Here is a 24534-nt window from a genome sequence, read left to right as displayed (position 1 = left end):
GTGTCTCAGGGCCAGAGCCCGCGCATCTCGTGGGCCTCGCTGATCCGCGAGAGGGCGACGATGTAGGCGGCGTCGCGCCAGGTCACGTCCCGCGCTTCGACCTCCTCGCGGACGGCGTCCCAGGCCGCGACCATCTCGGCCTCGAGTTCGTCCTGGACCCGATCGAGGCTCCACGCGCGGCGGTTGATGTCCTGGAGCCACTCGAAGTAGCTCACAGTGACGCCGCCGGCGTTGGCGAGGATGTCGGGGAGGACGTCGATCCCGCGCTCGGCGAGGATCGCGTCGGCGGCGAACGTGGTCGGGCCGTTGGCCCCCTCGACGACGAGATCGGCGCGCACGTCGTCGGCGTTGTCCTCGGTGATGACGTTGCCGACGGCCGCCGGAACGAGGACGTCGACGTCGAGTGCGAGCAGTTCGTCGTTCGAGATGCGGGTCCCGTCGGCGTTCTCGGTGACCGCTTCCGGCTCCTCGTCGTGTGAGGGAATCGCGGCCACGTCGATCCCGTCGGGATCGTACACGGCACCGTTGACGTCGCTGATCGCCGCGACGGTCGCGCCCCACTCGTCCAGGAGGCGAGCGGCGTTCGCGCCGACGCTGCCGAACCCCTGGACGGCGACGGTCGTCTCCGCGATCGGCTCGTCGTAGTAGTCGAGCGTTTCGCGGGTGACGATCGCGACGCTGCGGCCCGGGGCCTCCTCGCGACCGTAACTACCGCCGACTGCGGGCGGTTTGCCGGTGACGACGCCCGGGATGGTTTCGCCCTCCTGCATGCTGTAGGCGTCCATCAGCCAGGCCATCGTCGCCGAATCGGTTCCCATGTCCGGGGCCGGGATGTCCGTCGTCGGGCCGATCACCTCGCGGATTTCCTGGGTGAACCGGCGCGTGAGCCGTTCTTTCTCCTCGTCGCTCAGGGACTTGGGATCGACGACGATCCCGCCTTTCGCACCCCCGAAGGGGATGTCCATCACGGCACACTTCCAGGTCATCCACATCGCCAGCCCGACGCACTCGTCGCGGGTCACGGCGGGATGGTACCGGAGGCCGCCCTTGTACGGCCCGCGAACGCTATCGTGCTGGGCGCGATAGCCGGTAAAGACGTCGACGCTCCCGTCGTCGCGCTCGAGGGGAACGGTCACCTCGTGGACTTTCCCGGGATATCTGAGTCGCTCGAGGACGGTGTCGTCGATCTCGAGGTAGTCCGCGGCGCGGCCGAGTTGGCGACGAGCGGTCTCGAGTGCCGTCTCGGGTTCGTCACCCGACGATCGCTGTGGCTCCGGGCTCGGTGTCGAACGCTGGTGAGACGCCATCGCTACTCGATCGGTGTCCGCCGGTTACGCATGTCGGCCCCGCACTCCGGGCACGTACCCGGTGCCGACGCGCTGACGACGGTGCCGCAACTGAAACACTCGTAGGTCGATTCGTCCTCGGGATCGTAGTTGACGTCTTTCATGGTAGTCACGACGAACGGATACGGGGGGCGATCGTCGCATTAGTATTGTACTAGGGATATTAGGATGAGTGTGTCCATCAGATAACTAGCGCCGGACTGGCGAGGGGGTTCACTATTCAACGGCGGGCGCAGTATTTGCCGGGAGTCCGACGTCCTCGAACAGTACTTCGAAGAGTTTCCGCTGCACGGTTCGGGCGTGACGGTAGAACGCGGCTGGCGAGATGTCGAGCGTCTCCGCGACGTCTTCGCCCGTCTTCGCCCGCGGCGATTCGAAGTACCCGCCGTAGTACGCTAGCTGGACGACCTCGAGTTGTCGGTCGGTCAACCGATCGAGCAGCGTCGATCGAAGGTCGCGGGCGGTGGTCCGGTCGACGGTTCGTTTCGATCGGAGTTCGATCTCGGAGAAGGCGTTCGAGACGACGGCGGCACCGCCCCGTTCGTCGACCGTGCTCGGAACGTCCACGACGACGCGTGCACGCTCCGGCGTCGCTTCCACGCTTCGCAACACGACGCCGTGGTCCGCGAGCCGAAGTGCGAGAAACGGCCGTGACAGTTCCAGGAGTACGGCACCGCCGTCGCGAGTATCGCTTCCGTTGTCGCCGTCGTCGGCGCTGATCACCTGTACGTCTTCGACGGCGACGAGCCCAGCCGCTGCAGTCGCGACGGCCTCGGGGGACGCACCGTCGACCGTCACGAACACGGACGCCCCGCCTTCGTGCTGGCGGACGCCGCCGTCGAACGAGAGACGGGCGTCGGCCTCCCGTGCGAGGCGGGCGAAGATGAACCCGTCGTCGTGGACGTCGAACTCGAAGCGCGTCCGCGAGTCCGTCACCAGGGCGCGTTTGCGTTCGACCGCGGCGATGGCGGCCGCGATCGTCTCGCCGAGTTCCGCGAGCACGGCGCGCGTCGTCTCGTCGAAGGCGTCGGGTCGATCGGCGTAGACCGTCAACACCCCGTAGGTGAACTCGTCGTACGCGAGAGGGACGCTCGTGACCGATTGGTAGTCTCGCACGAGCGCGGCCTCACGCCACGGTTCGTCGTGGAGTCGGTCGACCACGTTCGAGACGACGGTGACCTCGCGTTCGGTCGCGGTCCTGACCGCTGGTTCGGTTCCGTCCGCGAGGCCGAGGCGGACGCCGTCGAGGTAGTCCCGCCCCCGTTCCGACCCGCTGTGGGCGGTCGACTCGAGGCGCTCGTCCGCGGGGTCGGCCGTGCCGATCCAGGCGAACGAGAACCGCTCGGCGGCGGTGAGCCGTTCGCAGACGGCCTCCTCGATCTCCGCGCGAGTTTCGGCCCCGACCAGCGCCTGATCGATTTCCCTGATGACCTCGTTCATCCCGTCGAGGCGAGAGAGCTTTCGGTTCTGGCGCTTGAGCTCTCGATCGCGTTCCCGTAACGTGCGTTCCCGCTCGACCCGATCGAGCGCCGCCTCCGCGGTCGCCGCCAGCAGGTCCGCCAGTTCCCGGGTGACCTCGTCGAAGGCGTCGACCTCGGCCGAGCCCGCGACGAAGACGCCGTGATCCCCGAGCGGGACGAACCCGGCGCTGCGGACGTCGGTCGTCGGATCCGACAGCGTGGGCGACTCGTGGACGTCCGCGAAGAACTGCCGCTCCCCCTCGACGAATACCTGCCCCGAGATCGTGTCGCCGTTGGCCCGTCTGGTCGAGAACGGTCCGTGTAACCGTTCCATCGCCGGCGAGGTGGCGGCCGGCCGCAACAGGTTCTCGTCGGTGTCGAACAGGAACGCGGCGCTGGCCTCGAGGTCGAGTACGTCGGTGGCGTCCGCGACGATCCGATCGGCGATCTCGCGATCGGTCTCCGCGTAGAGCAGTTCGCGGGCGGTTCCGTGCAGCGCCGTCAGCGCTTCCTCGCGGCGTTTGCGTTTCGTGATGTCACGACAGCTGTAGAGGAGCGTCCCGCCCTGGATCGAGACCTCGCGGACGTTGACCAGCAGGGTGTGTTCGCGTCCCGCCTTGTCGGTCGCCGTACACTCGACGTTCGTCAACACACCCTCCTCGCCGAGTCGATCGCGATCGAAGAGGTCCGGTTCGAGCAGGTCGTCGATCGTCCCCATCTCGTGGATCTCCTCGTCCGTGTAGCCGAAGATGAAGTGGACGTTCGGACAGACGTAGGTGAACTCCCCCTCGTCGTTCGTGATGAGGACGGTGTCCGTCATGTTGTTGAGCGTCACGCGGTGGAGTTCCTCGGACTCGCGGAGTTCGGTCTCCAGTTGGACCCGTTCGGTGACGTCGGTCGCCTGTGCCAGCAGCGAGACGATCGCACCCGACTCGTTTCGGACCGGCCGGATCGTCACCTCGAGCGTCCGCGACTCCGCCTGGGCGCTCACGCCGTCGGCGGTCGACTCCGCCTGCGTCAGTTCCCGGTGCGTGACCGTCCCGTTTGCCGCGCGCTCGACCGCGTTCCGGATCACCGCCCGCCCGTCCTCGGCACCGTTCCACCACGGGAGCGCCCAGAACCGTTCCCCGCGGACGTCCCCCTCGGTCGCGTCGATCGTCGCGAGCGCGACCTCGTTGGCCCGGCGAACTCGCCCGTCCGGTTCGAGCACCCACGAGTACGTCTCCGGGTCCTCGAAAACCCCCTCGAACTGGCGCGCTCGCGCCCGACGCGCCCGGCGGTCCCGTCTCCGATCGAGCGCCCGGTCGACGGCCGCCGCGAGCGCGTCCGGACCTTCCTCGCGGGGGACGTACTCGGTGACGTCGGCGGCGATCGCCTCGCTCGCGAGCGCCTCGTCGCCGTCGGCCGGCGCGAGCACGACGGGGAGTGCGGTATCGCGCTCGCGAGCCGCCTCGAGCAGGTCGAGTCCGGTCCCGTCCGGGAGCGTCGCGGCGGTCAGGACGCAGTCGATCGAACCCGAGTCCACCATCTCGACGGCCTCGTTCGCGGTCGATACCTCGCGGACGTCGTCGACGCCATCGGCCGTGACGGTCGCCGCCACTTCCGTCTCGAACCCGACGACGAGGAGGGTGCTATGGATCCCTGCGGTACCCATTCGTCGTCACTACGCACGTCACGGGATAGAAGGTATCGGTTATCGTGCCGATCGAGGATGGGGGCGGGCCGGGGTCTGGCGATCGAGGACGGGGCAGGGGAGCTCTGTGACGGTGAGCGCGCGTGCGAACGATCCAAAAAGACGAAAGGACGGGTAACTCGGAGGACGGGGAAGTCGGCGCGCTCGCACGCGGACCGAAACCGACACTCGTTCACGGTTCGACGCCGTACGGCACGGTATGTCCGTCGCCGTCACCGTCGACGATCGGGAGCCCGCCGGCCTGCTCGCCGCCGTCAGAGACCATCCGGACGTGACGTCGGTCTCCACCGATCGACTCCCCGCTGGCGATATCGCCGTCGATTCCGTCGGGATAGAACGGAAGACGCCCCGCGACTACGTTTCCAGCGTCATGGCCCGGTCCGGCCCCGACCTCTACGATCAGGCCCGCCTGGTCGACTACGCGATTCGGCTGGCCCGGAAACACAGCGAGGAGCCGTCGACCCGTCGACTTCCCGTCGGTGCCGTCTCGAGCCGTCGCGAGCCGACGGCGAAACGGATGTACGGCTGTATCGAGGGCATCGGCCCCGAACTCGCCGAAACCCTGTACGAGGCCTACCCGGCCGTCGCGGCCCTGGCCGACGCGAGCCGCGCGGAGCTACTGGCGATCGACGGCATCGGCGAGACGCGAGCGCGGGCGATCCGGGCCGCACTCGACGACTCCCGGATCGAGATCGAATGAGCGCCACGATGGAACGAGTATGACGACGGATCACAGCACTCGGATCGACGAGGAGGTCGTCGACGCGGTCGCATCGCTCGGGAACCGGCAACGGCTCGAGATACTGGTGGCACTGGCCGACAGGGAACGGGAACTGGGCGTCGACGGGCACTCGATGACGTTTACGGACCTGTACGACGCGGTCGACGTCGATAGCACGTCCCAGTTCTCCTACCATCTCGATCGGCTCGTCGGCGAGTTCGTCGCCGAGACGGCCGGCGGCTATCGACTCACCTACGGCGGTGACAGTATCGTCCGCGCGATCCGATCGGACCTCTACGAGAGCGCGACGTCGTTCGAGGACCGGCCGATCGACGGCACGTGCGTGTTCTGCGAGGAGGACGCACTCGTGGCGAGGCTCGTCGACGGCCGGTTCGTCGTTCGCTGTGACTCGTGCGCGTCGACCCTCGTAACCGACTTCTTTCCCCGAAGTCAGTCCGCCCACCGATCCCCGTCGGAGATCGTCGCTAGCTTCGGCTACCGCATCTGGAGCACCGTCGTGTTGATCCAGGGGGACGTGTGTCCCGAATGTTACGGGCTGGTCGACACCCGGATCGACGGCACCGAACGCGGCGACCGATCGTTCTACGTGCACGTCAGTACCTGCCGCGAGTGCGGGCTCGTGATCACGCTCCCGATCGAGGTGACGGCCGCATTCCATCCGTCGGTCGTGGGGTTCCTGTGGGAACACGGCATCTCGCTGTTTTCCGTGCCCCTCTGGGAGTTCTTCGAGTTCGTCACGACCGAGACCGTCCGGACCGCGGTCACCTCGACCGACCCGTTCGCCGCGACGGTCGAAATCGCGTTCGGCGACGGGACGCTGCCGATCGAGGTCGGCGAGTGCGGCGTCGTCGACGTCGGCGATTCCGCCGACCCCGCGTAGGCGGCCCCGATCTGTGCTCGTCTCGACGTCGCGCCCATGCTGTTCAGGCGCGTTCTCAAAGATATTTGAGTACGCGTGCTGTCAATATGTAATCCGAATAACAATACTTATCCTCCGGTGACGATCTAGTCGTTCTATGCATCTCGTCACGTGGACCATCTACGGCGTAGAAGAGTGCTGGAGTGGTGAGCATGGCCGCAATTGAACTCGACGGACTCACGAAGCGGTTCGACGACGTCGTGGCCGTCGACGACCTCGACCTGACCGTCGAGGAGGGCGAAATCTTCGGCTTTCTCGGCCCGAACGGCGCGGGGAAGTCGACGACCATCGACATCCTGCTCGATTTCATCCGGCCGACGGAGGGCAGCGTGACGGTGCTCGGTCACGACGCGCAGGCCCAGGGCGAGGCGGTCCGGCGACGGACGGGTGTCCTGCCCGACGCGTACCACGTCTACGATCGGCTCACGGGCCGCCAGCACGTCGAGTTCGCCATCGAGATGAAAGCCGCCGACGAGGATCCGATGGCGCTGCTCGAGCGGGTTCGGGTCGCCGACGCCGCCGATCGGAAGGCGGGCGGCTACTCGAAGGGGATGCGCCAGCGACTCGTCCTCGCGATGGCACTGGTCGGCGATCCCGACCTGCTGGTGCTCGACGAGCCCTCGACCGGACTCGATCCGAACGGGGCCCGCGAGATGCGCGAGATCATCCGCGAGGAGAACGCCCGCGGGACGACCGTGTTCTTCTCGAGTCACGTCATGGAACAGGTCGAGGCGGTCTGCGATCGCGTCGCGATCATCGATCGCGGGAAACTCGTCGCCGTCGACACGATCGACGGGCTTCGCGACGCGACCGAAATCGGGGAGACCCTGTACGTCTACGCCTCGTCGCTCGACGAGGAGATCGTCCGGCAGGTTTCGGCGCTCGACGGCGTCGGGAGCGCGTCGATCCACGACGGTCGGCTCCGGGTGTCCGTCGACGGCGTCTCCAAGTTCGCCGTCTTGCACGCGATCGACGCCGAGGTAGTTCCGATACAGGACTTCTCGGTCGTCGAGTCGTCCCTCGAGGACCTGTTCGTCCGGTACACGAACGAGGTCGGGACGGTGGAAGCATGACCTGGGTCGCGATCGCGAAGAAGGACTTCCGGGACGCCGTCCAGTCGCGGGCGCTGTGGGCGCTCGTCACCATCTTCGTGATACTGTCGGTCATCTCGACCTACGCCTACGTCGAGGCACCCGAGTTGCTCGGCTCGTCGACGGCCGCCACCTTCGGCGGCCTGATCTTCTTCACGATCGGTCTCGTCGGACTGTTCGTGCCGCTTTCGGCGATCGTGGTCTGTTACAAGTCCCTCGCCGGCGAGCGGGAACTCGGGAGCATCAAACTGCTGCTCTCGCTCCCGACGAACCGGCTGCACGTGTTCGTCGGGAAACTCGTCGGCCGGGCCGGCGTGCTCGCGTTCGGTCTCGGCGTCGGGCTGGTAGTCGGACTCGGGATCGGAGCCGCGCTCCTCGGCGAGATCGACCCCGTCGCGACTCTGGTGTTCGTGCTGACGACGCTGGCGTTCGCGGCCATCTACGCGGGAATCGTCGTGAGCATCTCCGCGACGACCGGGTCGACGTCGCGGGCGACGACGCTGGCGCTCGGGTTCTTCGTCGTCTTCGAACTGCTCTGGGACGTCGTTCCGATGGGTCTGCTCTACGTCGCCGAAGGGTTCACGCTTCCGGCACGGCCCCCTGACTGGGTGTTCTTCGTCATGCAGCTCTCGCCGTCGTCGGCGTACCTTTCGTCGGTCGTCGCGCTGTTGCCCGATCTCGCGGACGTCGCCGGGGCCGATCCCGGGGGAGCCGGTGTCGGCGTCGAGGCGGCCCCGGCGGAGGCCGAGCCGTTCTTCGCCTCGCCGGAGATCGGTCTCGTCGTGCTCGCGCTCTGGCTCGTCGTCTCGTTCGTCGTCGGCTACTACCGGTTCGACGCCGCCGACCTCTAGGTGGGTATCCGATCGCAGCCGAGGGACCTGCGACGAGAGTGGCGTGCCCTTTCGATCGGCTTTTCAACAACCACGGACGTCAGGCGTCCTTCGACCAGACGTCTCGCACGGGTACCCAGCCCTTCTCGGGGTCGGCCCGATCGGCGAGGACGGCGTTGAGGACGGCCCCGAGGAGCAAGCAGAGTCCGCCGAGGTAGACCCACGTGAGGATCAACGGGATCGCGCCGGCGATTCCGAACAGGGCGATACTCTCCGAGGCGGCGACGTAGACGCGAAACCCGATCGCGAGCGCGGTTCACGAGAGTGCGGCGAAGACCGTCCCGGGGAGTACCTCGCCGATCGAAACGTCGGGCTGGGGAAAGAGGTAGTACATCGGGAGAAAGAGTCCGGTCAGGAGCAGCGCGAGGAGGAGACTACTGACAACGACGGCCCGGACGCCGCCCACGAGGATCGAGAGACTGACGCCGAGAACGCCGACCAGCGTGACGCCGACTGCGAGCGTCGCCGTGACGAGCGCGGCGTTGACGATCGTCACGATCGTTACCGTCACCGCGTTCTCGACGTACGACTGGTCCTTTCGAGCCCCGTACACGTCGGTGAAAGCGCTGTTGACCGCCTGGAACAACCGGACTGCGCTCCACAGCAGGATCACGAGTGCCAGGATCCCCGCCCGGACGAGGTTGCCGCCACCGTTGCCGGTCACGCTCTCGAGTCCGTCGTCGGTCACTGCACCCTCGAGTCCGGTCGCCGACTCGAGCGCCCGGACGAGCGGTTCGAGCGCATCGAGGAGCGTGATGCCGACGAGCAGCAGGATGACGAGCGGGACGAGCGTGTTGAACGCGTGGTAGGCCAGGCCCGCGGATTTGACGGTGATCTGGCGCTCGCGAGCGACTGCGGTGACGTCCCGGACGAGCGTGACCAACCCGGAGTCAGCCATACCGTGTCGACGACGGCCCGATAGAAATCGATTTGGCCGGCAGTGGAACCGGATCGACGACCCGATCGAACCGCGAATTCGCCCTCCTGTCCGCCGTCAGTCCCGGGTCGTCGACTCGTCGTGGACGACCGACCGGACGTGACCGACGACGCCACTCTTCGGTTCGACCTCCGGTCCTTCTGGCTCGTCCCCGTAGATCGTGCCGATTTCGCCGACTATCGGCTCCGTCTCCGTCGACTGCACGTCCTGATCGCCCCGGACGATTTCGACGGTGAGTCCCTGGCGTAGGTCGTCTGCAGTCGGGCGTTCCTCGGACACGGGTGATGGTGTGCCGTTTCGACGGAAACGGATACTGTCTGCAATCGTCTCGATGGCGGCCGGTCAGAAATCGTTCAGGGATCGCTCTCCCTCGCGTCCGTTGCTCCGACGCTCCCCCGTGTCGAACTCGAGCGTGAGGGTGTTGTGACAGTAGCGCGTTCCGATCGGCCCGGCACCGCCGTCGAAGAACGGTCGAGGCGTCCGCCGCAGTTAGTACACACGCCCTCGATCCGGCGCATCCAGTGGCTGGTGTCGACTCGTCTCGATCCGGTCGTCGCCGAATCCGGCCCGCCACTCGGCGTCGATCACCGGCAATCCGTCCGGATCGTGGTCGTACGACATTCCGGTCGGTACGATCGTGAGGAGCAAGAGCCAGTCCGGTGGTCCGTTCCCATCGCGTCTCGGTCCCCGTCGCCGGACGCCGATCGGGGAGTCCGTTCGGTTAGCGTCGTGTGATGACGTCCGTACTCTCACAGGCGGGACACTGGGTCATTCGACCGAGTTTCGGGACGTCGATCCTGATCCACTCGTCGGAACCACCGGGTGCCTCGAAGCCGCAGTTCCGACACCGTGAGTGCTCGACTGTCGCAGATTCACCTGCCATACCGTGTCATATGATGTAGAGTAGCATATAAGTTAGTCCTCTCCGACAGCGAGTGAACGCACGGCGTCGTCTCCTCGATCGGCGCTGGTCGCGGGTCCGCGCCGGGCCTCGGATCGGCCGGGCGACGGACCGGGACGCGGGTGACAGGTGGTGCGCGTGACGTGGGGTCGGTTCGAACCGGTCGGCGACGACCCGACGACTCGGCTCCGTCGGCGGGGGCCGTCCCTCGTCCGTGTCCGGTCGGAGATCCCGTCGTCGCTCTCTCGACTTCCCTCGTCCGTACTCACCGGATCCGTCGCCACGTCGCGCTCGAGGGCCCGCTCCTGGGTCGGTTCGGTCGCCACGGGTGCGAACGAACGGATCCACAGTTCGATCGTCTTCGATCTGGGCTGGTGTTCCGACACGAGTGATCTCCGTCGAGGGTGTCCACGAAGAGGGAGACAAACGTTTGGCAGGGCGCCACTCAATGTGAGCGTTTCATAACTACAGTCCGGACGCGTCAGATCAATTGTTCGAGGCGGGTATCTGCCGGTTCCGCCCGGCAGTGTCACTGGTTCACGATCGGTGAGACGTTCGATTCACCGGTAGACGTTCTATCCGGTCTCGAACGTCGATCCGACTGACTCTACCGGTGACGGTGGTAGACGAGCATCGTACCGGCGAGCGCGGCGACCGCCACCAGCACGCCGAAGCCGGGAACCGAGTCGTCCGCGTCGTCGGATTCGTTTCCGGCCGGATCTTCGGACTCGTCTTCCCCGTCGTCGGCATCGGGGTCGACCCCTTCGACGGTGACCGCCTCGGACGTCGTGTCCTCGGCCACGGCGGTCAGTTCGTACTCGCCAGCCTCGTCGATCGAAACCCTCGCCGAACCGTCGGCCGCCGTCGTCGCGACCGCGTCGCCGTTCAGGCGCACCTCGGCACCCTCGATCGGTTCGCCGTACTCGTCGGTGACGTCGATGCCGACGCCTTCGCCGACGAGAACGCGTTCGTTCATCGCCTCCAGGGTCACCGCGGTTTCCCGCACGACCCGGTAGTTGACGGTACGGTCCGACTCGCCGACGACGATTTCGCGTGCGGGTTCGCCGTAGCCGTCTTTCTCGACGACGACGGTGTACTCCGTGTTGACGTCGAGCGGGATGGTCCGCTGGCCGTTTTCGTTCGTCGAGACCGTCGCGTCGTGTTCACCGTCCTTGCGGAACGTCACCTCCGTCTCGAGGGGTTCCTCGAGGTAGCGGTCGGTGATCGCGACCGACACGTCGACGGTACCCGTTTCCAGCACCATCGACGTCTCGCCGGTCGTGCTGAAGTCGACGACCGCCGATTCGTCGTAATAGCCCGTTCGTTCGACCGTGACGTCGTACTCGCCTTCCTCGATCCCCTCGGCCGTGATCTCGCCGTCACCGTCGGTCGTTCCCGTTGCGGCCGGGCGGTCGTCGTCGATCTTGGTGAGCGTGACCGTCGCTCCGTCGATCGCGGCCTCACCGTCGGTGACCGTGACCGTCGCGTTGGTTTCGGGGAAGAGTTCGACCGCGACGTCGGTGTGGTCTTTGACGGTGCCGAGCTCTTTCGGATTGTTCTGGACGAGACCATCGTGCTCGGCGGTAATCGCGACGTCCGCGCCGCTCGGGACGTCGATGAGCGTCTGGCCGTTCGAGGCGGTCTCTTTCGTCTCGCTGCCACCGTCCCACGACGCGGTCACCGTCGCGCCGGCGACGTCCGCACCAGCGTCGTCGACGACGTGAACGCTAACTGTCAATTCTTCGCTCGCGCCGACGGCTCCCGTTGTGACTATCGGCGTTGCGAGGACGCATACTGTGACGAAAAGGACGAATCGATACATACGAGCGGATGGATACCGCAATTACTTAAATTCTCCTCAGTTGAGTTGTTAGGTTCGAGGTCGGGCCTGGTCGATCGGTGTCGCCGGTCCGAGACGCACACATTCACGGTCCCGGACCGCCAACCCCTTCCCGATGACAGTTTCGCGCACCGTCGAACTCGAGGGGCACATCATCGACTCGGGGACGATGGGCAATTGTTTCGGGGTCGTGATGGACATGGGCGGCGAGTTCGAGGTCGAGGAGTTCGAGGTCGGCCGCCACAAACACGCCGAGACGTACTGCCGGATGCGGGTGCTGGCCGACACCGAAGAAGACCTGCGAGCCATCCTCCACGAACTCAACCAGCAGGGCGCGACCGTTGCCGATCCCCGCGACGCCACGCTCGAGGCCGCACCCGACGACCAGGTCGTCCCCGTCGACTTCTACTCGACGACGAACCACCCGACCTACGTCCGCGTCGACGGCGAGTGGGTTGAGGTCGAGGGCCCGGAGATGGACTGCGCGCTCGTCGTCGAGCGAGCGGATCCGGAGGATCCGCAGGGAGCCGGCACCGCCGGCGAGGACGACTCCTCCCCGCGAGTCCACACGAAAGTGCTCAACGCCGTCGAGGAAGGCGATCTCGTCGTCACCGGCGACACCGGGATCCGCGTCGAACCGCCGGAACGACCGCGCAACGGCAGCGGCTCCTTCGGCTTCATGCAGGGCGGCGTCTCCAGCGAGCGCCCGTCCGCGTCGCTCATCGCCGAAATCGCCGACGAGATGCGCGAGGTCAACGAGAACGACGGCACCGTCCTCGCGGTCTGCGGCCCGGCGATCGTCCACTCCGGCGGCCGGGACGCGCTCGCCGATCTGGTCCGTGCGGGCTACGTCGACGCGATCAGCGCGGGCAACGGTTTCGCCGTCCACGACCTCGAACGGGACCTGTACGGCACCTCGCTCGGGATGGACACGGAATCGCTCGAACACCCCCGCAAGGGTCACAAACACCACATCTACACGATCAGCGAGGTCGGCCGCGTCGGCGGCATCGAGGAGGCCGTAACGGAGGGGATCGTCGACGAGGGCGTGATGTACGAGTGCGTCGCCAACGACGTCCCCTACGTCCTCGCCGGTTCGATTCGCGACGACGGGCCGCTCCCGGACACGATCACCGACGCGATCGAGGCCCAGGACGCGATCCGCGAACAGGCCCACGAGGCCGATCTCGTGCTCATGCTCTCGACGCTGCTGCACTCCGTCGCCGTCGGGAACTGTCTCCCCTCCACGACGAAGACCGTCTGCGTCGACATCAACCCCGCCACCGTCACCCAGTTGCTCGATCGGGGCAGCGCCCAGGCGATCGGCATGGTCACCGACATCGGGACGTTCATCCCGATGCTGCGCGACGAACTGCTCGCGTAGGTCGGCGCGATCGGACCCGACGCTACGCGGGTGGCCAGATCACGTCCGGTGACCGACGACGGGGCATGCGTGTTAAGCCGATTCGCGACGAAGCATCTCCTGATGGTCCAACGGCACTCGCTCGCCGCAGCGACCCTCGATACGCTCCCCATCACAGTCGCTGTTCTCGACGAAAGGGGTACCATTCTCCTGACGAATCGCTCGTGGCGGGAATTCGGAGCCGAGCAACGAACCGACGCCGACGACGTCGGCGTCAACTACATCGCCACGGCCGCCGACGCCGACGACGAGCACGCCGCGCGGGCGGTCGCCGGCCTCGAAGCCGTCCTCGCAGGTGATCGGGAGACGTTCGCGATGGAGTATTCCTGCCACTCCCCCGAGCAAAAGCAGTGGTTCCTGATGCGGGCCAGCCGGTTCACGGTCGGCGACGAGATCCGGATCTCCGTCGTCCACCTCGACATCACCGATCGGAAACTGGCGGAACTCGAGACCGAGGCGACGTCCGATCGGCTCCGCGACGAACGGGCGGCGCTCGAACACGTGCTCGAGCGGATCGACGGGCTCGTCCGGGACGTGACCGACGCCGCGGTCGGTGCCGGGACGCGGCCCGAGATCGAACGGCGGGTCTGCGAGCGGCTGATCGGGTCCGACTCGTACGTCCTCGCGTGGATCGGACGTGCAGACGTCACGAACCAGCGGATCACGCCCCGGGAGTGGGCCAGTTCGGCCGACCTGCCGCTGGAGGACGGCGAACTCGCCCTCGCGTCGGCTCGATCGCACCCGGCCGTCCGGGCGCTCGAGGAGGACGAGCCAGCGGTCGTCCAGGACGTCGACGGGTTCGAGGACGCCGATCGGTGGTGGCCCTCGGGGGCCGGATCGGGGTTCCAGTCGGTGGCCGCGCTGCCGGTCGTGTACGGCGACGTCACGTACGGCGTCCTCGTCCTCTTCGCCGACGAACCGGACGTCTTCGGGGAGCGGGAACTGCTCGTCCTCGAGTCGCTCGCCGGGACGATCGCGACAGCGATGAACGCGATCGAGGCCCGCCGCATGCTCACGATCGACACCGTCGTCGAACTCGAACTGGCGATCGAGGACCCGTCGCTGTTCGTCACCGCACTCGCCGACGAACTCGGTTCGGTCGTCTCCTACCGGGGGCTCACCGCAGACGAAGACGGCACCCCGCTGGTCTTCTTCCACGTCGATCGGGTGGACGACGTCGCGGCGATCGTGGAGGGGCTCGACGCGGTCTCGTCGGTGACGGAGCTGACGGAACACGACGGCGGGACCTTGCTGGAGGTCGCCGTCGACGAGGACGTCGTGACCTCGCTGAGCGAGCACGGCGCGGTGATCCGCCGGTTCGACGCCGGCGATGGGATCGCCGATCTGACCGTCGAACTCCCGAGCGGACAGTCGGCACGCTCGGTCTACGACCTGCTCGCGAATCGGTACGACCACGTCGAGTTGATAAGCTACCACGAGAGTGAAGAACCGACGCGGACGCCGCAGGACCTGGCCGCCCGGCTCGAGTCGGAACTGACCGATCGCCAGCTGATGGCGTTGCGAAAGGCCTACTACGCGGATTACTTCGCGTGGCCGCGAAACGTCTCCGGCGAGGATCTCGCCCAGACGATGGGCATCTCTCGATCGACGTTCCACCAGCATCTCCGAACGGCCCAGCGGAAGCTGCTCGACGAACTATTCAACAGCGAATACTTTCACCCTACTAGTGAGGGATAGCCCTTTTATATACTCCTGTCGTATCGTAGACACCCGACTGAAGTTAGGTTGATACGAGGACGAGAATGCAACAGGAACACATCGACGCTGGCAAAGCAATCCAGAAACGGACCGGCAAAACGTTTTATCTCGCGACGCGATTCCTCCCCGAACGGGTGCGTAACGCGACGCACGTCCTCTACGCGTTTTTTCGGATCGCGGATGAAGTCGTCGACGACGCGGCTGGCGTGTCGCCCGAACGACAGCGGGCCGAACTCGAGCGGCTCCGGGCGCAAGCGCTGGGCGAGGTCGAGCCGGACGATCCCGTCCTCGAGGCGTTCCAGGAACTGCGCGAGCGGTACGGGATCGCTGACGAGGAGGTCGAGGAGTTCCTCGACGCGATGGCCACCGACATCGATCGACGCCGGTACGAGACCTACGCCGACCTCGAGGAGTACATGCGCGGTTCGGCCGCGGCGGTCGGCGTGATGATGACCGCGATCATGGAACCCGACGACCCGGAGACCGCCCTCCCGCACGCGATCAAACTCGGTGAAGCCTTCCAGATGACGAACTTCCTGCGGGACGTCCGCGAGGACGTCGTCGAACGCGATCGGATCTACGTCCCCCAGGAGACCCTTCGTGCACACGGCGTTCCGGACGAGCAGATCGAACGGCTCGAGTACTCGGACTCGTTCGGAGCGGCGATGGCCGAGGAACTCAGGCGAACGGAGGACCTCTACCGTGAAGGCGTCGCCGGAATCCGGTATCTCCCGGAGGACTGTCAGCTTCCGGTCCTGCTCGCGGCCGTGCTCTACGCCGAACACCACGCCGTCATCCACGACCAGGGGTACGACGTGCTCTCGACCGAGCCGTCGCTGTCGACGGCGCGGAAACTGTGGTGTCTCGCGAAGACCCGCTGGCACTGGCACTGGAACCGCGACCCTGAGGCGGTGTTCCAGCGCGTCTCGGCGATTCCGGCGGTCGAACAGGACCGCCACAGTCCGGGCCCGAGCGATCACGTGCCGACGCGATAACGTCAACCCCCTCTATATTTTGGGTCGAAATTCGTTGGATCGGCGATCCTGATCGTCACGTATGCGTACTGATTCGGGACACGATCCGCTCGCGATCGATCGGGAAGGCGTTCGAACGACCGCGATCAGCCTCGCCGTCTGGCTGACGATCACGCTCGCAGCCGTGCTGTTGTTGCTCCAGTTCGGCGAACCGCTCAGTAACCTGTTCGTCTAAGTGCGCTGCAGCTGCAGGTCGTCCCGATCGTCGATCGAAGACGAACGACGGACCGCTCTCTCCGGTCTCGGAACAGGTAGATACATCCGACTCGTCTCGCGCTGTTCGGTCACCACCCGTCCGGCGAGGGACCGTCATACACGGGACTAATTTCAAAGAATATCCGGAGATATGTTTATCTCTCGTATGAGCTAGTTACTATGCCGACTACGGGTGCGCGTTCCAGGATCCGCGAATGGGCCACGACACAGCGTACTATTACAACGCTTACGGCGATCGTCGTCGCTATCCCTACGGCGAACGTCTTTCAATCCAACACGGACGGGATAGCCGGACGTTTCTTCCTCTTGACGGCGCTGGCGGTCGGAGTTCCCACAGTTTACGAGGATCACTGGCCGAAGTACGATCGGACGCGGAAGGCCGTCGTGTGGATACTCGTCGCCTGTGCGCAGACTACGATCGCGTTCACCGCGCTCTACGTTGCGGGAACGGTGATCGCCGGCGCTCCGTCGGTTCTCGCGGCTATCGGTGCTTTTCTGGTCGTCTATCTTTCTGCGAGGAGAGAATCCCGCCGTTTACGGCGGGAGTGAATCCGACAACGCCTCCACAACCCACCGCCGATGGCAGGACGGATATTCCACGTTAATCCACACTATTAAGTAAGTTTGTCTACATAGGCTATGTATGGCGATTGAGGTTACGCGCACCTACGTTGGTTCCATCCAGAACCACCGACAGGTGTGTGGTGGCCTCGACTCGCTCGGAGATTCCGCCTCCAAAATTTGGAACGTCGCACGCTGGACAGCCGATCGCATCTGGGACGCAACCGGCGAAATCCCAGACGAAGGGGCGCTGAAAGCATATATGAAGAACCAGTCGTGCTGGAAAGACCTGAACGCGCAATCCAGTCAGAAAGTCATTGAAGAACTTTCTGACGCTTTCCAGTCGTGGTTCGACCTACGACAGAAAGACCCAGAGGCGAATCCGCCCGGCTACCGCAAACACGGCGACACCCGACCGCGTTCTACGGTGACGTTCAAAGCAGACGGCTTCAGACACGACCCCGAGAACAACCGCGTCCGACTCTCGAAAGGCTCGAACCTCAAAGAGAACTGGTCGGACTTCATCCTCTGCGAGTACCAGACCCGACCAGACGTTGATCTCTCGGAAGTCAACAAGGTGCAGAACGTTCGTGCCGTCTGGAACGGCGACGAGTGGGAATTGCACTTCGTCTGCAAGGTCGAACTCGAAACCAACGACTCGGCAGGCGACGAAGTTGCAGGTATCGACCTTGGCATCGCGAACATCGCCACAGTCGCCTTCCCCGACGACTACGTCCTGTACCCCGGCAACTCGCTCAAAGAAGACAAGCACTACTTCACGCGAGCAGAGTATGACACTGAGGGTGAGAACGGCCCCTCGGAGAAGTCGATGTGGGCACGTCGGAAACTTGCGGAACGTGAGACACACTTTTACCACGTTCTCACGGACGCCATCATCGCCGAGTGTGTCGAACGTGGTGTTGGCACGCTTGCGGTGAGTTGGCCTGAAGACGTGCGAGAGTCGGACTGGGGCAAGATCGGCAACAAGAAGTTGCACTCGTGGGCGTTCGACCGTATCTACCAGTACCTCGACTACAAAGGCGAGATACGCGGCGTTGAGGTGCTGAAGGAGAATGAGTGGGACACCTCGAAGACGTGTTCACGATGTGGCGACGATACGAAGTCGAACCGTGTTGAACGTGGCCTGTACGTTTGCTCGTCGTGTGAGTTGGTTGGAAACGCGGATTGTAACGGGGCGGAGAATATGCGTCAGAAGATAACTCCGAGTCCTCACAGTGAGGATAGGAGTAACGGCTGTGTGGCACAGCCATCGGTACACCTGTTCGACCGCGAGAGCGGGACGTTTCGGACGAGAGAGCAGGCCGTCTCGTAGACCAGCAAATATCCCAACGTGCGGTACGGGAAGCCTCGCCGTTTACGGCGAGGAGGATGTCACTTCGGGACTCCCGTGTTGCTCTCGTTACGACAGTCTCAGTAACGATTCGAGTACGGCCGTCTCGTCGCTTCGAGATGCTGCTCGAGAGCGGCCCCAAAACAACTCGATCGCCCGTGGCGAATCCCCGTCACGAACTGGGTCGGTACTCCCGTCACCCGACTCCCGGGAGCGCCGTCCGGAGCAGGTCTCGATCGTACCGATCGGTACGCAGCAGGCCGAGACAGAACAGGCCGGCGACGCCGGCCGCGAGCCAGTTCCCGTAGAGGACGTTGATCGACCCCCACAGCAGGACGAAACTCACCAGGTCGTCGAGGACGAACTCGCAGGCTCGAACGCGCTCTCGGAGGGCTGCCCGATCGAAGGCGAGATCGACCAGCACGACGGCGACGGAGCCCGAGATGAGCCAGCCGACGTAGTTCGAGACGGGGACCCCGTAGTACCCTCCCGGCGGGAGGAAGGCCCAGAAGCCGATCGCGACGGCTGCGGGGTCCAGCACGAGGTCGATCCCGACGATGGCGGCGATCGCGGTCGCGAGCCGAACCACGGGGTTTTCGGCCCACTCGCGGAGGACCAGCAAGGTGAGCAGGTACGCGTTCAGCACCAGCGGGACGAAAAACAGGGGCAAGGCGAGAGGGATCTCCCCGAACAGCATCGGCCCGAGCCGGATCCCGTACTCGAACGCCCCGTAGGGCCAGTCGGTTCGTACCCCGACGATCTCGATCGCGTACGTGAACGCCGTCAGGGCCCCGAGGACGCCGAGCGCCCGCCGGTCGATCCGCGGGAGGAGCCCCACGACGAGCGGCGATCGCATGACCAGCGTCCCGAACAGGATCAGGAACGGGTTGTACGAAAGCGGGTCGGGGAGCAGTCCCTCGGCGCTCGCCACGAGCGTCACCGCGCCGACGATCGGAAACACCACCGCGATCGTGAACCGGTTCTCGCGGACGATCGTCTCGAGGCGCCGCTGGACCGTCGCTCGCGTCCAGTCGTGGGACCCCGTCGAGAAACTATCCATAGAGCCTCCAGAGTCCGCCCATCGTCAGCGCCGCGCCGACCGCGGTATTGATCGCCGGGAACCACCAGTAGGCCCGATCGACGGCGACGCTCGCGGTGGCGATCGACACGACGAGCACGGGATACACCGCCATGAGTACGCCGAGCCGGGGGTCGAGCGCGCCGAAGGCGACGGCGCTGGCGAGCCAGCACGCCCCGCAGTACGCGTAGCTCCGCCCTTTCCCGAGGACCGTCGCGGTCGTCCGGATCCCGGTCGCCCGATCGGGCTCGATGTCGGGAATCGCCGAAAAGGTGTGCATCCCCATCGCCCACAGCCAGCCGCCACCGATCGCGAGCAGCGGCGGTTGCGTCCCGGCGACGGCGGCGTAGGCGGCTGCACCGGGGGCGACGTAGAGCCCGTTCGAGATCGAATCGAGGAGCGGGGTCGTCTTGAACCGCGCCGGCGGCGCGCTGTAGGCGGTCCCGAGGACGAGGAAGGCCGCGAGCCACGGCCACGCCGTCGACTGGACGAGTGGCAGGAACAGGATCGGCAGGACGGCACAGCCGGTGACGACGGCCGGAACCCAGCGCTGTCCCCGGTACCGCGCCTCTCTATCCTCCTTCTTCGGATTCGTGGCGTCGATCTCCCGATCGTAGACGTCGTTGATTCCGTAGAGGAAGACGTTCGCCGGGAGGAGGAAGTAGGCGAACAGGACGGCGGTCGCCGGCGAGACGAGGTCGCCGACGCCGTCGGCGGCGTAGGCGACGCCCACGAGCACCGGGCCCGCGAGGTAGAGCCAGAACCGCGGTCGCGAGAGCGTCAGCAGGTACGCGAGTCGGCTGCGTAGCCCCCGGTCGTCGCCGTCGGCGATCGCCGGCTGCGACGCTGGTCCGGAGCCCGATCCCGCACTCGAATTCGACGCCGGATCCCCGGTCACGACCGTCACCGGCGGCCGTCCGCCAGTACCGGTTGCCCGTAATCCTCGATCACCTTCTCCGCGGTCAACTCGCCGCTGATCAGACACATGGGGACGCCGATCCCGGGCGTCGTGTACGAGCCGGTGAAGTACAACCCGTCGACCTCCTTCGATCGGTGGGGCGGCCGGAAGAGGGAGGTCTGGCGGAGCGTGTGGGCCATTCCCAGGGCAGTTCCCTTGAAGCTGTTGTACCGATCGGCGAAGTCCTCGACGGAGAACGACTCCTCGACGACGATCCGATCGCGCAGGTCGGTGCCGGTGTTGGCGGCGACGTCGTCGAGGATCAGGTCGCGGTACTCCTCGCGGCGTTCGGGCGTATCCTCGAGCCCCGGCGCGATCGGGACGAGGACGAACAGGTTGCTGTGACCCTCCGGGGCGACCGAGTCGTCGGTCTTCGAGGGCACGCACAGGTAGTAGGCGGGGTCGTCGGGCCACTGTGGATCCTCGAAAATTTGGTCGAAGTGCTCCTCCCAGTCGGTCGGGAGCACGAGCGTGTGGTGTTCGAGGTTCTCGACCTCGCCCTCGACGCCGAGATAGAGCAGGAAGGCGGAGGGCGCGTAGGTCCGGGACTCCCAGTAGTCGGCGTCGTAGCCGCGCCGTTCGGGCGGGAGCAGTTCTTGTTCCGTATGGGCGTAGTCGGCGTTGCTGACGATCAGGTCCGGTCGCAGCGGCCCGTCCGGCGTCTCGATCAGGAACGCGCCCTCGCGTCCCTTGATGGCGGTCGCCGGTCGATCGGTGTCGTACTCGACGCCGAGTTCCCGACCGAGGTCGGCGATGCCGTCGACCACGCCGCCGAGGCCGTTCTCGGGGTACCAGACGCCGAGGTTGAAATCGACGTGGCTCATCAGGTTGTACAGCGCCGGGGTGTTCTTCGGTGAGCCGCCGAGGAACACCAGCGTGTACTGCACGATCTGCTGCAGCTTTGGGTGGTCGAAGTACTTCTCGACGTGGCCCTGCATCGACCCGAGCAAGGAGAGGCCGCGGGCCTGTCTGGCCACGTCGAGGTCGAGGTAGTCCCGCAGTCGGGACCGGTCCTCGTAGACGAAGTGTTCCATTCCGACCTCGTAGTTCTCCTTCGACTTCTCGAGGTAGCGTTCCAGGGCCTCTCCCGCACCCTCCTCGTACTCCTCGAAGAGTGCTTTCGTCCGGTCGATGTCGGCCGTAATGTCCACCCGATCGCCGTCTTTGAAGAAGATCCGGTAGTGGGGATCGAGGTGCGTGAGGTCGTAGTAGTCGGTCGGCGTCCGATCGAATTCGGCGAAGAAGCGCTCGAAGACGTCGGGCATCAGGTACCACGACGGGCCCATGTCGAACCGGAACCCGTCACGTTCGAGGCGGCTCGCCCGGCCGCCTAGCTGCTCGTTCTTCTCGATGACTCGCACGTCGGCACCCGCGTCGGCGAGGTAACAGGCCGTCGACAGCCCGCCGACGCCGGCTCCGATCACGACGACCGACTCTCCGGCCAGCGATTCCATGTGGTACTCTCAGTGTCGGTTCCGTGTTAAATGTGTGTCATACTTACGTAGGGTTTCGCTATCGCCGATCGGAATCGACGACCCGACGAACGCCGAGCCGTGGGTCGGGATCGGTCGATGACCATCGCCACGACCGCCTGACGGACCCGATAGATCGATTCGAAAGCCAAACGCTTAGTTCGTTACCCGATTCGATCCACCAATGAGTGATTCCGAACGCCCTCAACACGTGGATGCGGGGCCGCCCGATCAGGTAGACGCGGAGTCACCCGATCAGTCCGGGGAAGACTCCGTTCGCGAGGCGGTCGAACGGTCCAGACACGGCGCGCCTGCGGTGGGATCGGTCGTTCGCGATCGATTCTCCTCCGACGAGGTGTTCCAGCGGATCATCGCGGCAGCCGACGAGGAGATCACGTCCGGAAATCGCGAACTCTTCTTCAGCGGTCTCGCGGCCGGGTTCGCGATCACGATCACGTTCCTGCTGTACGCCTCGTTGTACGGCGCGACGGACGGGCATCCGATACTCAGCTCGATGCTGTACCCGCTCGGGTTCATCTACATCATCATCGGCGGCTATCAGCTGTACACCGAGAACACGCTGCCGCCCGTCGCCCTGACGATCGAGCGACTGGCCAGTCTCCCGGCGCTGCTCCGTCACTGGGTCATCGTGCTCGCGGGCAACTTCGCCGGTGGAGCGTTCGGCGCGGCCGCGCTCACCTGGGGCGGCGTGTTCGATAGACCGGCGGAGGAGGCGGCGATGAGCATCGCAACCCACGGACTCGAGACGGCGTGGTGGGACCTGTTCTTCAAGGCCGCGTTCGCGGGCCTGATCGTCGCCGGCGTCGTCTGGGTCACCTTCGCCTCGCGGGACACGATTTCCCGCCTCGTGATGGTCTACCTCGCGTTCCTCGCGATTCCGCTCGGCAACCTGTTTCACGTCGTCGTCTCCTTCACCGAGATGCTCTACCTGGTCTTCGCCGGCGAACTCGGACTTTTCGTCGGGGCGACCGAGTTCGTGCTCCCGGTGTTGCTCGGCAACACGCTCGGCGGCGTCCTGCTGGTGACGGTTGTCAACTACTACCAGACGAGCGAGAAACGCCTCGAATCCGCACGCTTTGCGGGCAGCGAGCGACGGCTCTCCCCCCGCGAGTGGCTGTTCGGGGGATTCGCGGGTCGATCGTACGTCCCGCTGATCGACACCGGCGAGCGGACGGCCGCTGACGACGAGTCCTACCGGGTGCTGGTGCCGATCGCGAACCCCCGGACCGAGTCGAGGATCGTCAAACTCGCCGCGATGCTCGCCAGCGGCCACGAGTCGGGCACCGTTCACGTCGCCCACATCGTCCAGGTTCCCGAGCGTCCGTCCGCGAACTACGGGAGTCGCCAGCACCGGCGCATCGTCTCGGAGTCGGACAACCAGCTCGAGGACGTTCGCGACCTCGTCGGGGACTACGACGTCGAGTGTGAGACCTCGACGGTCGTCTCCCACCGGTCGTTCGAGGAGATATTCATCACCGCGGAACGCATGGGGACGGATCTCGTGGTGATGGGATGGGGTGCAAACCAGCTGTGGGACGCCGCGCGCGCCGAACGCCCGCTCAGCGAACTCACCAGCGAGCTTCCGTGTGATTTCCTCGTGTTCAAAGACCGCGGTCTGGACACCTCGCGGATCCTCCTCCCGACCGCAGGCGGGCCGGATTCGGACCTCAGTGCCGAGGTCGTACGGACCCTTCGAACGACCGCCGGCGCCGAGGTGACCCTGCTGTACGTCGCCGACGAACCGGCGGAACCCGATCGGGCGGAACAGTTCCTCGGCGAGTGGGCCGTCGATCACGACCTCGGCGATGCGAACCTCGTCGTCGACGACTCCGGCGACGTCGAGGCGGCGATCTGTCGCGAGGCGTCGGATCACACGATGATGCTCATCGGCGCGACCGAACGCGGTCTCCTCTCGCGACTCGTGACCGGGACGCTGCACATCGACGTGATCGACGAGGTCGGCTGTTCGGTCCTGCTCGCCGAACGACCGACCGAGCGCAGCCTGTTCCAGCGGCTGTTCGGCCGGTAGTGACGCCGCTGCTCGCGCTTACTGATCCGGACGCGTTTGGATTTCTCGCCGTCGGGTCCGACGCCCGTTCGAGCCGTTCCACCTTGCCGGGAGACCGTGGTTTCCTGAGGGCGCCCCTCGTAGCACGAGTATGGACGAAACGACCGCCATCGTGACCGGCGGGACGGGTGGCATCGGACGTGCAGTCGCCGAAGCGTTCGCGGCCGAGGGTGCGACCGTCGTCGTCGGCGCGCGAGACGGGGAGGCGATCGACGACACCGTCGCGGCGCTCGCGGAACTCGACGAGAGCGGTGCCGTCGACGGGGTGCGAACCGACGTCCGCGACGAGTACGACGTCGAGCGTCTCGTGGAGACGGCCGCTCGAACCGGCGAGAGCGGCGGTATCGACGTCGTCGTCCCGGCGGCGGGCGTCTACCACGGTACACCGGGCGAGACGCCGACCGATCGGGAGTCCTACTCGTCGTTCGACGACCACTGGCGGACGAACGGGCGGGGCGTCTTCGCGACGATCCGCGAGGCGCTGCCCCATCTGAACGAGGGGGCTCGCGTCCTCGTGCCGACAGGTGGGGTCGCTCGCGATCCCGGTCCAGGATACGGCTCCTACGCGATATCGAAGGCCACTGCCGAGGCGGTCGTGCGCGGATTCGCCGCCGACACCGACTACGCTGTCGGCTGTCTGGAACCCGGGCAGGTCGCGACGGATCTCACCGGCGGGACGGGGCGCGATCCCGACTCGATCGCGGGGCTGTTCGTCTGGGCGGCGACCGAGGCCGATCGGGACGCCCTCGACGGCGAGATCCTCGGATTGAAGGAGTGGAAGCGGGCGACGCGGTGAGTCGATAGCCCCGTTGCA

Annotated in this window: 23 protein-coding genes and 1 pseudogene; 12 read left to right on the top strand and 12 right to left on the bottom strand. The window is 65.8% G+C overall.

From position 1 onward, the window contains the following. Positions 1–5 precede the first annotated feature (5 nt). From gdhB to MUG98_RS16040, 3 genes are all read right to left on the bottom strand, one after another. Positions 6–1307, bottom strand: a complete 1302-nt coding sequence (gene gdhB, locus MUG98_RS16050) for a glutamate dehydrogenase GdhB (RefSeq protein ID WP_265108444.1) — start codon at positions 1305–1307, stop codon at positions 6–8. Positions 1308–1309: 2 nt separating this feature from the next. After that, positions 1310–1450: a rubrerythrin-like domain-containing protein gene (locus MUG98_RS16045; protein ID WP_265108443.1), complete on the bottom strand. Its 141-nt coding sequence runs from the start codon at positions 1448–1450 to the stop codon at positions 1310–1312. Positions 1451–1562: 112 nt separating this feature from the next. Continuing rightward, positions 1563–4460 carry a bacterio-opsin activator domain-containing protein gene (locus MUG98_RS16040; protein WP_265108442.1) on the bottom strand — a complete coding sequence of 966 codons (2898 nt, stop codon included), beginning with the start codon at positions 4458–4460 and terminating at the stop codon, positions 1563–1565. Positions 4461–4698: 238 nt separating this feature from the next. On the opposite strand from MUG98_RS16040, the gene MUG98_RS16035 reads away from it, so the two are divergent. The 4 genes from MUG98_RS16035 (at position 4699) to MUG98_RS16020 (ending at position 8102) form a co-directional block, all read left to right on the top strand. Then, positions 4699–5199, top strand: a complete 501-nt coding sequence (locus MUG98_RS16035; RefSeq protein WP_265108441.1) for a helix-hairpin-helix domain-containing protein — start codon at positions 4699–4701, stop codon at positions 5197–5199. Positions 5200–5218: 19 nt separating this feature from the next. Beyond that, entirely contained in the window at positions 5219–6121 is a 903-nt protein-coding gene (locus MUG98_RS16030) for an ArsR/SmtB family transcription factor (protein WP_265108440.1), read from the top strand. Between the two features lie 191 nt (positions 6122–6312). After that, complete coding sequence (locus MUG98_RS16025) at positions 6313–7233, top strand: ABC transporter ATP-binding protein (RefSeq protein WP_265108439.1); 921 nt, start codon at positions 6313–6315, stop codon at positions 7231–7233. Then, positions 7230–8102, top strand: coding sequence for an ABC transporter permease (locus MUG98_RS16020; RefSeq protein WP_265108438.1), 873 nt, complete (start codon positions 7230–7232; stop codon positions 8100–8102). The genes MUG98_RS16025 and MUG98_RS16020 overlap by 4 nt, the downstream gene beginning before the upstream one ends. Positions 8103–8181: 79 nt before the next feature. On the opposite strand, the pseudogene MUG98_RS16015 reads toward MUG98_RS16020, so the two are convergent. The 6 genes and pseudogenes from MUG98_RS16015 to MUG98_RS15990 all read right to left on the bottom strand — a co-directional run bounded on the left by MUG98_RS16015 (position 8182) and on the right by MUG98_RS15990 (position 11801). Continuing rightward, positions 8182–9039 (bottom strand): annotated as a pseudogene (locus MUG98_RS16015) (YihY/virulence factor BrkB family protein). Between the two features lie 96 nt (positions 9040–9135). Continuing rightward, positions 9136–9357: a DUF2196 domain-containing protein gene (locus MUG98_RS16010; protein ID WP_265108437.1), complete on the bottom strand. Its 222-nt coding sequence runs from the start codon at positions 9355–9357 to the stop codon at positions 9136–9138. Positions 9358–9567: 210 nt separating this feature from the next. Then, positions 9568–9699 carry a hypothetical protein gene (locus MUG98_RS16005; protein ID WP_265108436.1) on the bottom strand — a complete coding sequence of 44 codons (132 nt, stop codon included), beginning with the start codon at positions 9697–9699 and terminating at the stop codon, positions 9568–9570. A gap of 100 nt (positions 9700–9799) precedes the next feature. Beyond that, complete coding sequence (locus tag MUG98_RS16000; protein ID WP_265108435.1) at positions 9800–9961, bottom strand: hypothetical protein; 162 nt, start codon at positions 9959–9961, stop codon at positions 9800–9802. Positions 9962–9993: 32 nt separating this feature from the next. Continuing rightward, complete coding sequence (locus MUG98_RS15995) at positions 9994–10365, bottom strand: hypothetical protein (RefSeq protein ID WP_265108434.1); 372 nt, start codon at positions 10363–10365, stop codon at positions 9994–9996. 221 nt (positions 10366–10586) lie between these two features. Then, on the bottom strand, positions 10587–11801 hold the full coding sequence (locus MUG98_RS15990; RefSeq protein WP_265108433.1) for a PGF-CTERM sorting domain-containing protein: 1215 nt from the start codon (positions 11799–11801) through the stop codon (positions 10587–10589). Between the two features lie 133 nt (positions 11802–11934). On the opposite strand from MUG98_RS15990, the gene MUG98_RS15985 reads away from it, so the two are divergent. The 6 genes from MUG98_RS15985 to MUG98_RS15960 all read left to right on the top strand — a co-directional run bounded on the left by MUG98_RS15985 (position 11935) and on the right by MUG98_RS15960 (position 18105). Beyond that, entirely contained in the window at positions 11935–13203 is a 1269-nt protein-coding gene (locus MUG98_RS15985) for an ornithine cyclodeaminase, nickel-pincer nucleotide-dependent (protein ID WP_265108432.1), read from the top strand. Between the two features lie 102 nt (positions 13204–13305). Then, positions 13306–14940 carry a bacterio-opsin activator domain-containing protein gene (locus tag MUG98_RS15980; RefSeq protein WP_265108431.1) on the top strand — a complete coding sequence of 545 codons (1635 nt, stop codon included), beginning with the start codon at positions 13306–13308 and terminating at the stop codon, positions 14938–14940. A 65-nt stretch (positions 14941–15005) separates the two neighbouring features. Then, a complete protein-coding gene (locus MUG98_RS15975; RefSeq protein ID WP_265108430.1) occupies positions 15006–15956 on the top strand; it encodes a phytoene/squalene synthase family protein in 951 nt (316 codons plus the stop codon). 61 nt (positions 15957–16017) lie between these two features. Beyond that, complete coding sequence (locus tag MUG98_RS15970; RefSeq protein WP_265108429.1) at positions 16018–16170, top strand: hypothetical protein; 153 nt, start codon at positions 16018–16020, stop codon at positions 16168–16170. A 200-nt stretch (positions 16171–16370) separates the two neighbouring features. Next, positions 16371–16760: a hypothetical protein gene (locus MUG98_RS15965; RefSeq protein ID WP_265108428.1), complete on the top strand. Its 390-nt coding sequence runs from the start codon at positions 16371–16373 to the stop codon at positions 16758–16760. A gap of 94 nt (positions 16761–16854) precedes the next feature. Continuing rightward, entirely contained in the window at positions 16855–18105 is a 1251-nt protein-coding gene (locus MUG98_RS15960; protein ID WP_265108427.1) for an RNA-guided endonuclease InsQ/TnpB family protein, read from the top strand. A gap of 214 nt (positions 18106–18319) precedes the next feature. Here the strand turns inward: MUG98_RS15960 and cruF are convergent, their stop codons facing one another. The 3 genes from cruF to MUG98_RS15945 form a co-directional block, all read right to left on the bottom strand. Then, positions 18320–19183 carry a bisanhydrobacterioruberin hydratase gene (gene cruF, locus MUG98_RS15955; protein ID WP_265108426.1) on the bottom strand — a complete coding sequence of 288 codons (864 nt, stop codon included), beginning with the start codon at positions 19181–19183 and terminating at the stop codon, positions 18320–18322. Then, positions 19176–20033 carry a prenyltransferase gene (locus tag MUG98_RS15950; RefSeq protein ID WP_265112474.1) on the bottom strand — a complete coding sequence of 286 codons (858 nt, stop codon included), beginning with the start codon at positions 20031–20033 and terminating at the stop codon, positions 19176–19178. The genes cruF and MUG98_RS15950 overlap by 8 nt, the downstream gene beginning before the upstream one ends. A gap of 71 nt (positions 20034–20104) precedes the next feature. After that, positions 20105–21613 (bottom strand): phytoene desaturase family protein, encoded by a 1509-nt coding sequence (locus MUG98_RS15945; RefSeq protein ID WP_265108425.1) that lies wholly within the window; start codon positions 21611–21613, stop codon positions 20105–20107. A 202-nt stretch (positions 21614–21815) separates the two neighbouring features. Here MUG98_RS15945 and MUG98_RS15940 point away from each other — a divergent pair, with 202 nt between their 5' ends. Beyond that, complete coding sequence (locus MUG98_RS15940) at positions 21816–23681, top strand: formate/nitrite transporter family protein (protein ID WP_265108424.1); 1866 nt, start codon at positions 21816–21818, stop codon at positions 23679–23681. 130 nt (positions 23682–23811) lie between these two features. Further along, positions 23812–24516: an SDR family oxidoreductase gene (locus tag MUG98_RS15935; protein ID WP_265108423.1), complete on the top strand. Its 705-nt coding sequence runs from the start codon at positions 23812–23814 to the stop codon at positions 24514–24516. Positions 24517–24534 lie beyond the last annotated feature (18 nt).

It is taken from the genome of Halosolutus halophilus, assembly GCF_022869805.1.
Lineage (GTDB): Archaea > Halobacteriota > Halobacteria > Halobacteriales > Natrialbaceae > Halosolutus > Halosolutus halophilus.
This window is presented reverse-complemented; position numbering and strand designations above follow the sequence as displayed.

What these genes read in the sequence shown, in the direction of transcription:
- gdhB (WP_265108444.1), bottom strand. Translation starts at nt 1,307, where the DNA reads ATGGCGTCTCACCAGCGTTCGACACCGAGCCCGGAGCCACAGCGATCG.
- MUG98_RS16045 (WP_265108443.1), bottom strand. Translation starts at nt 1,450, where the DNA reads ATGAAAGACGTCAACTACGATCCCGAGGACGAATCGACCTACGAGTGT.
- MUG98_RS16040 (WP_265108442.1), bottom strand. Translation starts at nt 4,460, where the DNA reads ATGGGTACCGCAGGGATCCATAGCACCCTCCTCGTCGTCGGGTTCGAG.
- MUG98_RS16035 (WP_265108441.1), top strand. Translation starts at nt 4,699, where the DNA reads ATGTCCGTCGCCGTCACCGTCGACGATCGGGAGCCCGCCGGCCTGCTC.
- MUG98_RS16030 (WP_265108440.1), top strand. Translation starts at nt 5,219, where the DNA reads ATGACGACGGATCACAGCACTCGGATCGACGAGGAGGTCGTCGACGCG.
- MUG98_RS16025 (WP_265108439.1), top strand. Translation starts at nt 6,313, where the DNA reads ATGGCCGCAATTGAACTCGACGGACTCACGAAGCGGTTCGACGACGTC.
- MUG98_RS16020 (WP_265108438.1), top strand. Translation starts at nt 7,230, where the DNA reads ATGACCTGGGTCGCGATCGCGAAGAAGGACTTCCGGGACGCCGTCCAG.
- MUG98_RS16005 (WP_265108436.1), bottom strand. Translation starts at nt 9,699, where the DNA reads ATGTCGTACGACCACGATCCGGACGGATTGCCGGTGATCGACGCCGAG.
- MUG98_RS16000 (WP_265108435.1), bottom strand. Translation starts at nt 9,961, where the DNA reads ATGGCAGGTGAATCTGCGACAGTCGAGCACTCACGGTGTCGGAACTGC.
- MUG98_RS15990 (WP_265108433.1), bottom strand. Translation starts at nt 11,801, where the DNA reads ATGTATCGATTCGTCCTTTTCGTCACAGTATGCGTCCTCGCAACGCCG.
- MUG98_RS15985 (WP_265108432.1), top strand. Translation starts at nt 11,935, where the DNA reads ATGACAGTTTCGCGCACCGTCGAACTCGAGGGGCACATCATCGACTCG.
- MUG98_RS15980 (WP_265108431.1), top strand. Translation starts at nt 13,306, where the DNA reads ATGGTCCAACGGCACTCGCTCGCCGCAGCGACCCTCGATACGCTCCCC.
- MUG98_RS15975 (WP_265108430.1), top strand. Translation starts at nt 15,006, where the DNA reads ATGCAACAGGAACACATCGACGCTGGCAAAGCAATCCAGAAACGGACC.
- MUG98_RS15970 (WP_265108429.1), top strand. Translation starts at nt 16,018, where the DNA reads ATGCGTACTGATTCGGGACACGATCCGCTCGCGATCGATCGGGAAGGC.
- MUG98_RS15965 (WP_265108428.1), top strand. Translation starts at nt 16,371, where the DNA reads ATGCCGACTACGGGTGCGCGTTCCAGGATCCGCGAATGGGCCACGACA.
- MUG98_RS15960 (WP_265108427.1), top strand. Translation starts at nt 16,855, where the DNA reads ATGGCGATTGAGGTTACGCGCACCTACGTTGGTTCCATCCAGAACCAC.
- cruF (WP_265108426.1), bottom strand. Translation starts at nt 19,183, where the DNA reads ATGGATAGTTTCTCGACGGGGTCCCACGACTGGACGCGAGCGACGGTC.
- MUG98_RS15945 (WP_265108425.1), bottom strand. Translation starts at nt 21,613, where the DNA reads ATGGAATCGCTGGCCGGAGAGTCGGTCGTCGTGATCGGAGCCGGCGTC.
- MUG98_RS15940 (WP_265108424.1), top strand. Translation starts at nt 21,816, where the DNA reads ATGAGTGATTCCGAACGCCCTCAACACGTGGATGCGGGGCCGCCCGAT.
- MUG98_RS15935 (WP_265108423.1), top strand. Translation starts at nt 23,812, where the DNA reads ATGGACGAAACGACCGCCATCGTGACCGGCGGGACGGGTGGCATCGGA.